Source organism: Brevundimonas sp. BAL450 (assembly GCF_015767455.1).
Lineage (GTDB): Bacteria > Pseudomonadota > Alphaproteobacteria > Caulobacterales > Caulobacteraceae > Brevundimonas > Brevundimonas abyssalis.
Genome location: NZ_JADWOW010000034.1, coordinates 21844 through 32205 on the forward strand (window position 1 = coordinate 21844; position 10362 = coordinate 32205).

General features: G+C 70.6%; 12 protein-coding genes. 8 read left to right on the top strand and 4 right to left on the bottom strand.

Annotation, left to right across the window (positions count from 1 at the left end):
• The first annotated feature begins 36 nt into the window (after window positions 1–36).
• Both IWC96_RS02825 and IWC96_RS02830 read left to right on the top strand, forming a co-directional pair.
• The gene (locus tag IWC96_RS02825; RefSeq protein ID WP_052516776.1) at window positions 37–1773 is read left to right on the top strand and encodes a type I secretion system permease/ATPase; all 1737 of its coding nucleotides are present in this window, start codon (window positions 37–39) and stop codon (window positions 1771–1773) included.
• Window positions 1770–3110 (top strand): HlyD family type I secretion periplasmic adaptor subunit, encoded by a 1341-nt coding sequence (locus IWC96_RS02830; RefSeq protein ID WP_021697604.1) that lies wholly within the window; start codon window positions 1770–1772, stop codon window positions 3108–3110. The genes IWC96_RS02825 and IWC96_RS02830 overlap by 4 nt, the downstream gene beginning before the upstream one ends.
• 1 nt (window position 3111) lies before the next feature.
• Here the strand turns inward: IWC96_RS02830 and IWC96_RS02835 are convergent, their stop codons facing one another.
• The gene (locus IWC96_RS02835) at window positions 3112–3603 is read right to left on the bottom strand and encodes a helix-turn-helix domain-containing protein (protein ID WP_045319099.1); all 492 of its coding nucleotides are present in this window, start codon (window positions 3601–3603) and stop codon (window positions 3112–3114) included.
• A gap of 183 nt (window positions 3604–3786) precedes the next feature.
• Between IWC96_RS02835 and IWC96_RS02840 the strand changes: the two genes are divergently transcribed.
• Window positions 3787–4626 carry an acyl-CoA thioesterase II gene (locus tag IWC96_RS02840; RefSeq protein WP_045319100.1) on the top strand — a complete coding sequence of 280 codons (840 nt, stop codon included), beginning with the start codon at window positions 3787–3789 and terminating at the stop codon, window positions 4624–4626.
• 78 nt (window positions 4627–4704) lie between these two features.
• Window positions 4705–5886, top strand: coding sequence for an acetyl-CoA C-acyltransferase (locus tag IWC96_RS02845; protein WP_196838312.1), 1182 nt, complete (start codon window positions 4705–4707; stop codon window positions 5884–5886).
• Between the two features lie 4 nt (window positions 5887–5890).
• Here the strand turns inward: IWC96_RS02845 and IWC96_RS02850 are convergent, their stop codons facing one another.
• Together IWC96_RS02850 and IWC96_RS02855 are read right to left on the bottom strand one after the other, a co-directional pair.
• A complete protein-coding gene (locus IWC96_RS02850) occupies window positions 5891–6127 on the bottom strand; it encodes a helix-turn-helix transcriptional regulator (protein ID WP_021697608.1) in 237 nt (78 codons plus the stop codon).
• Window positions 6127–6624 carry a hypothetical protein gene (locus IWC96_RS02855; protein WP_021697609.1) on the bottom strand — a complete coding sequence of 166 codons (498 nt, stop codon included), beginning with the start codon at window positions 6622–6624 and terminating at the stop codon, window positions 6127–6129. The genes IWC96_RS02850 and IWC96_RS02855 overlap by 1 nt, the downstream gene beginning before the upstream one ends.
• 84 nt (window positions 6625–6708) lie before the next feature.
• On the opposite strand from IWC96_RS02855, the gene IWC96_RS02860 reads away from it, so the two are divergent.
• The 4 genes from IWC96_RS02860 to IWC96_RS02875 are packed head-to-tail and all read left to right on the top strand — an operon-like array spanning window position 6709 to window position 9863.
• Entirely contained in the window at window positions 6709–7650 is a 942-nt protein-coding gene (locus IWC96_RS02860) for an ABC transporter ATP-binding protein (protein WP_021697610.1), read from the top strand.
• Window positions 7651–8376, top strand: coding sequence for an ABC transporter permease (locus tag IWC96_RS02865; protein ID WP_021697611.1), 726 nt, complete (start codon window positions 7651–7653; stop codon window positions 8374–8376). It abuts the gene before it with no gap.
• A gap of 36 nt (window positions 8377–8412) precedes the next feature.
• Window positions 8413–8856, top strand: coding sequence for a cupin domain-containing protein (locus IWC96_RS02870; protein WP_021697612.1), 444 nt, complete (start codon window positions 8413–8415; stop codon window positions 8854–8856).
• On the top strand, window positions 8853–9863 hold the full coding sequence (locus IWC96_RS02875; protein WP_021697613.1) for an alpha/beta hydrolase: 1011 nt from the start codon (window positions 8853–8855) through the stop codon (window positions 9861–9863). Before IWC96_RS02870 ends, IWC96_RS02875 begins: the two co-directional genes overlap by 4 nt.
• Window positions 9864–9895: 32 nt before the next feature.
• On the opposite strand, the gene IWC96_RS02880 is transcribed toward IWC96_RS02875, so the two are convergent.
• Window positions 9896–10078, bottom strand: coding sequence for a hypothetical protein (locus IWC96_RS02880; RefSeq protein WP_021697614.1), 183 nt, complete (start codon window positions 10076–10078; stop codon window positions 9896–9898).
• Window positions 10079–10362 lie beyond the last annotated feature (284 nt).

The window sequence follows — 10362 nt, forward strand, 5'->3', positions numbered from 1 at the left end:
TGATCCAGCAATGAGGCCCGAGAGCGGCTAGCCGACGTGTTCAACCTGCTTCCCACATCCGCTGGTGCTGAACCGCTGAGGCAGGCCGTACTGGCTTGCCGCACGCATCTCATCGGGGCGGCGGTGTTCAGCGCCCTGGTGAACCTGCTCTATCTCACCCCCACCCTGTACATGCTTCAGGTCTATGATCGGGTGGTGCCGACCGGAGGGTTGACGACCCTCGTGCTGATCAGCGCCGTCGCCCTGTTCGCCCTGGCGGCCCTGGCGGCCCTGGACTGGCTGAGGGTGCGCATTCTGCTGCGGACCGGGCTGAAACTGGACCAGGCGCTGACCAGCCGTATCCTGGCGCGGACCGTGGACCTGCGGGGCGCGGCGCCCAATGTCCACGTGCTGCGCGAGTTCGACCATGTGCGGACGGCCCTGAGCGGTCAGGGGACCCTGGCGGTTCTGGACGCGCCCTGGACGCCGATCTTCCTGATGTGCTGTTTCCTGCTGCACTGGTCCATCGGCTTTCTGACCCTGTTCGGGGGGCTGGTTCTGTTCCTCCTCGCCTGGCTGAACGAGCGCGACACGCGCGAGCGCATTCGCCATGCTGCGGATTCCGCCAGCGCCGCCTATGCCGCACAGGAAAGCCTGGCCGCCCAGGCCGAGGTGGTGCGGGCCCTCGGCATGCGCGCCAACAGCATCGCGCGCCAGGCCGACGAACGGCGCCGGGCCGTTCAGCAGCAGGCGGACGCCAACATGGCGGGGGGGCGCTATACCGGGGCGATCAAATTCGTGCGGCTGACCCTGCAGTCTGCGGCGCTGGGCCTGGCGGGGTTCCTGGTGATCCGCGGACAGATGACGCCCGGCGCCATCATCGCCTCATCGGTGCTTCTCAGCCGGGCCGTGGCGCCCATCGAGCAACTGGTCGGGGCCTGGCCCGGTCTGGTGAAGGCCCATGCAGGGTGGCGGCGCCTGATCGAATTGTTTGACGCCACCGCAGATGTGGACCGCCCCCGGACCGCCCTGCCCGCCCCCAAGGGACAGCTGGCCGTCGAAAGCGTGTCGGTTCGCCTGACCGAGGCGGGCCAGTTGCAGTTGAAAGGCGCGAATCTGACCCTCGAACCCGGCCAGACCCTCGGTGTCATCGGGTCCAGCGGGTCGGGCAAGACCACCCTGGCGCGGGTCATCGCCGGAGCGCTGATCCCGACAACGGGAGCCGTACGCCTGGACGGCGCGGAATACAGTGCATGGGACAGCGACGCCCTGGCGCGCCACATCGGCTATCTGCCCCAGACGCCCAGCCTGTTCGCCGGCAGCGTGCGGGACAACATCTCGCGGTTCGCCGCCGCCACAGGCGCGCCGCCGGACGAGATCGATCGCGCGGTGGTCGAGGCGGCCCAGGCCGCCGGCGCCCACGACATGATCCAGCGGCTGTCCAAAGGCTATGACACCGAACTGGGCGCGTTCGGCGCCGGGCTGTCCGCAGGCCAGGCCCAGCGGGTGGCCCTGGCCCGCGCGCTCTACGGAGATCCGGTGCTGCTGGTGCTGGACGAGCCGAACTCGAACCTGGACCAGGACGGGGAATCCGCCCTGATGAACGCCATTCTGGCGGCGGCCAGACGGGGCGCGGCGGTGGTGATCGTCGCCCACCGCGCCGGCGTGCTGTCTCGGGTCGACAATCTGCTGGTGCTCAAGGACGGCGCGATCCAGACACAGGGGCCGCGTGAAGAGGTGCTCGCCCGCCTGAGAAGCGCCCGCGCCCCGACGCAGGGCGCGGCCAGCCGATGACGAAAGCCGCTTCATCCGCCGCCCAGACGACGCCGCAGTTGAGCCCTTCGCCCCGGTTCGAACTGTGGCTGGGCGGGACCATCATCCTCCTGTTCTTCGGGCTCTTTCTGGGCTGGGCGGCGTTCGCCCCGCTGGACGCCGGCGCCTATGCCCCGGGTCAGGTGGCGGTGTCAGGCAACCGGCAGGCGGTGCAGCACCCGGACGGCGGCGTGGTCGGCGCCCTCCACGTGGCCGAGGCGGACCAGGTGGAGCGCGGGCAGGTGCTGCTGGAGATCAATGCCGGCAGCCTGCGCTCGGTTGAGCGCGGCGTGGCGGGGCAGGTCTACGCCCTGCTGGCCCAGCGGGCGCGCATGGTCGCTGAACGGGACCGGCTGTCTGCCATTCCGACGCCCGAAGCGTTCGCAACCCTGTCGGGCGATGACCGCGTCCTGGCGCAAGAAGCGCTGACGCTGCAACAGCGCCAGTTCACCGCTCGGGGCGCGGGCCGGTCCACCGAAAGCGGCGTGCTGCGTCAGCGCATCAGCCAGCTAGAGGACCGCATGGGCGGCCATCAGAGGCAGCTGGAGTCCAACCGCGAACAGCAGCGCCTGATCCTGGAGGAGCTGGAGGGCATGCGCTCGCTGGCGGCGCAGGGCTATGCGCCGCTGAACCGGGTCAGGGCCCTGGAACGCACCGCTGCCTCGCTGGAAGGGGAGGAAGGCGCCCTGATCGCGCAGATCGCCGCCGCCCGCGAGCAGATCGGCGAGACGCGCCTGCAGATGCTGGGCGTGAACACGCGTCTGGACGAGGACGTGGCCGACCAGCTGCGCCAGGTGGAGGTCCAGCTGAACGAGCTTCAGCCGCGCCTTTCGGAGCTGCGCGCCCAGATCGCCCGCACCCAGGTGCGCAGCCCCGCGACGGGCCAGGTCGTGGGTCTGAGCGTCTTCACCCCCGGCGGGGTGGTGCAACCGGGTCAGGTGTTGATGGAGATCGTACCGGCGGACGCGTCACAGGTGCTGGTTGCCCAGGTGGACCCCGCCGACATCGACAGCATTCGCGTCGGGCTCGAGACAGAGGTTCGTTTCCCCGGCCTGCGCGAGGAAGTCCCCCCCATCGTGCGCGGACGGGTCACCAGCGTGTCCGCCGACAGCTTCACCGACGAACAGTCCGGCCAGAGCCATTTCCGGGTCGAGGTGGTCGTGCCGCCCGAACAACTGGCCACGCTGGGCCCGGCCGCCCGGGGCATCCGTCCCGGCATGCCGGTGGAGGTGGTCATCCTCCTGAGGAAGCGGACCGCCCTGTCCTATCTGGTGGAGCCCCTGACCCGGAACCTGTGGCGGTCCGGCAGCCAGCAATGAGCTAGGCCGCGTCCTTGGGCGTGAGGACATCGCCGACCGTGGGGCGGTCCTCGCTGAGCACCAGCGCCAGGTCGCGCGGACGCACAACCTCGCCGCAGCAGCCGCAGGCGATGCGGGGCTCCAGAGAGTGGCCGCAGGTCTTGTGGATCATGTCGACGCCGGAATCGCTGTCGCCATACAGGTGCTTGTTGCCCCAGGCGTGCAGGGTGACCAGCACGCCGTACAGTTCCTTGCCCCGGGCGGTGAGCAGGTACTCGTTGCGCGGCGGGCGCTCCGAATACAGGTGCGGCTCCAGCACCCCGTGAGCCACGAGCGTCTTGAGCCGCGCGGCCAGCACGTTGCGGGCCACGCCCAGACGCTCCTGCCACTGCTCGAAGCGGGTCACGCCCTGAAAGGCGTCGCGGATCACCAGCAGCGTCCACGGATCGCCGATCACCTCGAGGGTGGCGGCGATGGAGCAGCTCTGGCGGGAGTAGTCGGCTGTGCGTCCCATCATCACAAGGTGACGTTGCGGCAGGCTTTTGACAAGTGGGTTGCGATTCAACACCCATTAAATCAGTCTCGTTTGGCAACGGACATCGCAGCGTATGACGCGCCGCGGCGTTCCTGCGTCCCTCGACTTGCGGGCGGAGGCCTTCCGCCGGTCTCCGCCCGCCTTTCTGATATGTCGCTGCCCATGACCGATTCCGCCGACCATCCGCTGACCCGTGCCCTGGCCCTGACGCCCGCGGGCGAGGCCCTGACCGCCGAACTGTCGGGGGAGTTCTCCAACGGGCCCGTCGGGGCGCCGCCGGAGGCGGGCTTTCCGTTCGGCGGGCTGCTGGCGGCCCTGTGCGCGGGCGCCATGCGGCAGGGGCTGGGGATCACCGGGCCGCTGCGGACCCTGAGCGTGCAGTATCTGGCGGCGGCGAAATATGGTCAGGCGCTGACGTTTCGACCCCGCCTGCTGCGCGGCGGGCGCAATGTGGCCTATTCGGCGCTGGAGGCTGGACAGGGCGAGCGCCTGACCCATCACGCCACGGCCACCTGGGGGCGGGACGCCGAAGACGCTGTCGCCCTCACGCCCATGCAGGCGCCGCCCCCGCCGCTGGACAGCCTGGACCCGACGCGCACTCTGGTAGGGCCCCTGCGGCCGCGCTTCACTCAGCACGTGGAGTTCCGCTTCGACGGCGGGCCGAACATCCTGGGCGGCAACGAGGGCCGCGCCGTGGTGGAGCGGGTGTGGATGCGCACCAATGACGGGGCGCCGCTGGACGAGCTGCGCCTGTGCTACCTGCTGGACGCGCTGTATCCGCCGTCGTGGACCGCAATGAAGGCGCCGCCGATGATGACCACGGTGGACCTGCGCTACGACATCCTGGCCACGCCCACGCCCGAAACGGCCCCTGATGGCTGGGCCTTCTTCGAGTTCCGCATGCTGGATCTGGGTCTGGGCTGGACCGTGGACGACGCCACATGCTGGGGCGTCGACGGCACGCCGCTGGCCCTGTCGCGGCAGCGGCGCAAGCTGCTGTGAACCGGGCGCCCGCCTTTCGCCGACGCCGCCACGTGAATATATGAGCCGCAACAAGCCGTAACCGCTCAGGAGCCCGCCATGTCCGATCCCGTCGTCATCTGTTCGTTCGCCCGCACCCCCATGGGAGGCTTCCAGGGCGTGTTTACGGGCGTGAAGGCCACCGAGCTGGGCGCGACCGCCGTGAAGGCGGCGGTGGCGCGCGCCGGGGTCGAGGCGGCGCGGGTCGAGCAGATCGTGATGGGCTGCGTCCTGCCCGCCGGTCTGGGCCAGGCCCCGGCGCGTCAGGCGGCCATCGGCGCAGGGCTGGGCCGCCATGTGGAGGCCACCACCGTCAACAAGATGTGTGGCTCGGGCCTGCAGGCGGCCATGATGGCGCACGACGCGCTGAAGGCCGGAAGCGCCGGGATCATCGTGGCGGGCGGCATGGAGAGCATGACCGGCGCCCCCTACGTCATGGCCAAGCACCGGGGCGGGGCGCGCATCGGCCACGATGTGATCTCCGACACCATGTATCTGGACGGGCTGGAGGACGCCTACACCCCCGGCAAGCTGATGGGCGCCTTCGCCGAGGACGCGGCCCGGCAGTACCAGTTCACCCGCGAGGACCAGGACGCCTACGCCATCGAGAGCCTGAGCCGCGCCAACGCCGCCATCGCCTCGGGCGCCTTCGAGGCCGAGATCACCGCGGTGGAGGTGACCAGCCGCAAGGGGACCGAGACGGTCTCGGTGGACGAACAGCCCGGCAAGGCGCGGCCCGACAAGATCCCGACCCTGAAGCCCGCCTTTGCGAAGGACGGCACCATCACGGCGGCCAACGCCAGCTCGATCTCGGACGGCGCGGCGGCGCTGGTGATGACCCGCGAGAGCGTGGCGCGGGCGCTGAACCTGCCCATCGTGGCCCGGGTCGCCGCCCACGCGGCCCACGCCCACGAGCCGGGCCTGTTCACCACCGCCCCGGTCCCGGCCATGAAGAAGGCGCTGGAGCGGGCCGGCTGGAGCGCGTCGGACGTGGACCTGTGGGAGGTCAACGAGGCCTTCGCCGTGGTGGCCATGATCGCCATGCGCGAACTGGACATCGACCACGCGAAGCTCAACGTGAACGGCGGCGCCTGCGCCCTGGGCCACCCCATCGGCGCGTCGGGCGCCCGGGTTCTGTCCACCCTGCTGTCGGCGCTGCAGGCGCGCGGCGGCGGCAAGGGCATGGCGTCCCTGTGTATCGGCGGCGGCGAGGCCGTGGCCATGGCGGTGGAAGTGGCCTGACCGGCTAGTCCTCCTCGTCCTGCGCCAGATCGGCGGGGTCGAAATCATAGTCCAGCAGATCGCCGGGTCTGCACCCCAGCGCCGCGCACAGCCGCGCCAGGGTGCGGAAGCGGATGCCCTTGACCTTGCCCGAGCGGAACAGGGACAGCTGGGTTTCCGAAATCCCCACCTCGGCGGCCAGGTCGCGGGCCTTGATCCCCTTGCGGACGATCAGGCTGTCGAGGGTCACGCGCACCGGCATCAGATCATCGCGTCCAGCTCGGCCTGGACCCGCCCGGCGTGGTCGATCACCCGCCCCAGCAGAAACAGGGCGCCCCCGATCATGCCCAGGGTCATGCCGGCCACATCGAAATAGGCCCAACCACCTGTCCCGCCCTCGATCAGACGTATCAGGTTGGTGACGCCGAATACGCTCAGGAGACCGCCGAAGCCGAGGGCCAGACCAACACGCCGCAAGGCGTCGGACAGGGTGGGCTGGATCAGGCGACCCTTCGCAAGCTGCCCCATGGCGGCGCCGATGGACCAGATGGCGAACAGGTAGAAGGCCGTCGGCGAGACCCAGATCACCTCCGGCAGCCACCGGGCCAGATGCCCGGTCTCGCCCCGCAGGGCGAGGATCAGCGGAAAGACGAGATGCACGAGCAGCAACAGCCCGCCCACGCTGACCACCATGAACACGGCCAGCCAGCGGAACTGGGCGCATCGGCGCCGGTAGGCGGCGGGGTCAGTGGCGTTCATGGGTCATCCCGGCTGAATTTTCTTTAATCTTGACTTAAAAACTCTTCGTCCGCAACTTTAGCTTAGACTTAAAGGAAAAGGCGGATGACCCTGGCGATCGAGACCTGCGGACTGACCCGCCGCTTCGGCGGCCGGACGGCGGTTCAGGACCTGGCCATGCAGGTTCCGGCCCAGGCCGTCTATGGCTTTCTGGGCCCCAACGGCGCGGGAAAGACCACCACGCTGAAGATGCTGCTGGGTCTGATCCGACCCAGCGAGGGTCGGGCGCTGATCGAGGGGATCGATGTGGCGGCGGACCGGATGGGCGCGGCCCGCAAGGTGGGCGCCCTGCTGGAGGCGCACGGTCTTCACGCCAATCTGACCGGGCGCGAGAACCTGGAGATCACCCGCCGCCTGCTGGCCCTGCCGCGTGGGGAGACCGACCGGGTGCTGGAGGTGGTGGAGATGCGGCCGGACGCGCACCGCCGGGTGTCGGACTATTCCCTGGGCATGCGCCAGCGGCTGGGCATCGCGCGGGCGCTGCTGGGGGCGCCGCCGGTGCTGATCCTGGACGAGCCCACCAACGGACTGGACCCGGACGGCATCGCCGACATGCGCGGCTTTCTGGCGGGGCTGCCCGCACGGACGGGCGCGACGGTGCTGCTCTCCAGCCACCTGCTGAACGAGGTGGAGCAGACGGCCTCCCATGTGGGCGTGATCTTCGCCGGGCGGCTGGCGGTTCAGGGCCCGCTGGCGGACCTGACCGCGCGGGCCGCGCCGGGGCTGGACGTGGAGGTGGATCAGCCGGACCGGGCGCGGCCGCTGATCCTGGCCCGGGGATTTGATCTGGCGGAGGGCGACGGCCTGTCGGTCCGGCTGAGACCCGGCGATGACGTGCGCGCCGCGGCGGCGGGGCTGAATCGCGCGCTGGTGGAGGCGGGCATCGCGGTCTTCGCCCTGACGCCCCGCCGCCGCAGTCTGGAGACGCTTTATCGCCATGTGGCGGACCAGAACCGCCTGCCGACCGCCCACAAGGAGGCCGCCTGAATGCTGACCGCCCTGTCCGTGGAGCTGCTGAAGCTCAACCGCTCCCTGGCCGCGCTGCTGGCCGTGGCGGCGCCGGGACTGATCGCCCTGTTCATCTTCTTCAACCTGCTGCGCATGGACCAGGCCCAGGACTGGTTCATGGTGATGATGCAGGCCGCCGCCATCTGGGCCTATTTCATGCTGCCCATGGGCGTCACGGCCCTGACCGCCCTGGTCGCCCAGATGGAGCACGGCCCCCGCAGCTGGGAGCACCTGTTCGCCCTGCCGGTCCGCCGCTGGCGGCTGCTGGCGGCCAAGGCCGGCGCGGTGTTCCTGGTGGTCGCGGCCATGGAAGCGGCGGTTCTGATGCTGGCCGCCGGCGCGGGCGCCCTGGCGGGGCTGATCAAGCCCGGGATCGCGCCGACCGGCGTCATCGACTGGTCGGCCATGGTCTGGCTGCACGCCCGCATCTTCGCGGCGGGGGCCCTGCTGACCGCCATTCAGCTGTGGGCGGCGCTGCGGTTCAGGAGCTTCGTGCCGGGGCTGGTGCTGGGCATCGGCGGCACCTTCTTCGCGGTGGTCGCCACCTCCGCGAAGAACGGGGTGTTCATGCCCTGGCAGATGCCGGTCAATGTACTGGCGACCGACCCGGCGCGGGCCGACCTGGCGCTGATGCTGGGGCTGGGGGGCGGGGTTCTGGTCCTGGGCCTGATGCTGGCGCACCTGTCTCGTCGCGAGGTGGTTTAGTCTGGCCACCGGTGTCATGGGCGTTATGGTGGCGGCATGACCGCCGCCGAGATCGTCGCCCTGCTGAATCTTGAGCCCCATCCGGAGGGCGGCTGGTTCCGTGAGACGTTCCGGGACGCGGCCGAGGTCGCGCCGGGACGGGCGGCGTCCACGGCCATCCACTATCTGCTGGCGGCCGGGCAGCGCTCGCACTGGCACCGGGTGACCGACGCCGCGGAAGTGTGGAGCTTCAACGCCGGCGGGCCGCTGGAGCTGGGGATCGCCATGACGGGCGACGCGGCGCCGGTCCGTCATGTGCTGGGCCCGGACCTGGCGGCAGGCGAACGGCCCCATGTGGTCGTGCCCCCGAACGCCTGGCAGGCCGCACGGCCGCTGGGCGACTGGACCCTGGTCACCTGCACCGTGGCGCCCGCCTTCATCTTCGACCGTTTTGAAATGGCGCCGCCCGGGTGGACGCCGGGCACTGGAGATCCCGCATGACCCTTCACCGTCGCAGCCTGCTGACCGCCGCCGGACTGGGCCTGACCGCATCGCCGGTTCTGGCCCAGGCGCCCTGGAGCGAGGCGGTGCGGGCCGCCGCCGTGACGCCGCAGCGGGCGCCCGCCGATCCCGCCGAGACGGTGCGGCTGTGGCCGGACGGGGCGCCGGGGGGCGAGAACGTCACCGTGGTGGCCGAGGTGAACGAGCGGTCCGAGGATCCCGCCTATCACGACCGTTTCGCCGTCTACACCACCGACCCGATCATGACCGTGTTCCGGCCCGAGCGGCCCAACGGCGCGGCCCTGCTGCTGATCCCCGGCGGCGGCTATCGCTGGGCGGTGGTGGATAAGGAGGGCTACGACTGCGCACGGGTGTTCGCGGCGGCGGGGGTGACCTGTTTCGTGCTGCGGTATCGCCTGCCCGGGGACAACTGGGCGGCGGGGCCGAACGCGCCGCTGCAGGACGCCCAGCGGGCCATGCGGCTGATCCGCGCCAACGCGGCGCAGTACGGCGTCGATCCGGACCGCATCGGGGCGCTGGGCGCCTCGGCGGGCGGGCATCTGGGCGGCACGCTGGCGGCGCGGCACGGGGATGCGGTCTATGAGGCCGTGGACGCGGCGGATGCGGTGTCGGCACGACCCGACCTGTCGATCCTGATGTATCCGGTGGTGACCCTGACCGACCCGCACACCCACGCCGGGTCGCGCAGCCATCTGCTTGGCGAGAACCCGAGCCCGGACCAGATCCGCGACTGGTCGCTGGAGACCATGCCCCGCCGCGACACCCCGCCCACCTTCATCGTCCACGCCATGGACGACGGGGCGGTGCCGCCCGAGAACGCCATGATGCTGACCACGGCGTTGAGGGCCGCGAACGTGCCGGTGGAGACCCATCTGTTCGAGGAGGGCGGCCACGGCTTCGGCATCCGCCTTATCGAAGGCCGCCCCGCCGCCGTCTGGCCGGAACTGGCCCTGGCCTGGGGCGCGCGGCGCGGCTGGCTGGGCTGACGCCTGATCGGTCCAGGCGCCTCAGCCTGACATCATGCCGGCTCGGTGCGGTTCGCAAGACGGGCATGCTGCCGGGCCCACCAGTCGGCGTTGCTGCGCCGGAGAACGGCCAGCAGCCGACGTTTCTCAATCCGCTCGGCTTCGGCCTCCGCCTCTTCCAGGGCGCGGTCCAGCGGATCGATCGGCTCGGGTCGGGGCGGTCGGGGTCTGGCCATGGCTGTCTCCTGATCATCGGGCGCGCCAAGGCGCCCGTCGGTGCGGGTTGATGGGAAGGGAGCGGGGCGCCGGGCCATCGCCCGGTGTAAGGAATAGACAAATACCGTTTCGACGAAGGCTGACGCCCCGCGCGATCGTTCTCCCAGAGCCCCCGGTGGGCACGCGTCTTAGGCGCTAGCCGGTGTTCAGGCCCTGAACGGGCGGGCATGGACAGCGCTCCATGTCCCGGACCCGGCGAGTAATCCGCCCCGCCGCTATATCCCGCTCGATCACAGCCCGTCGC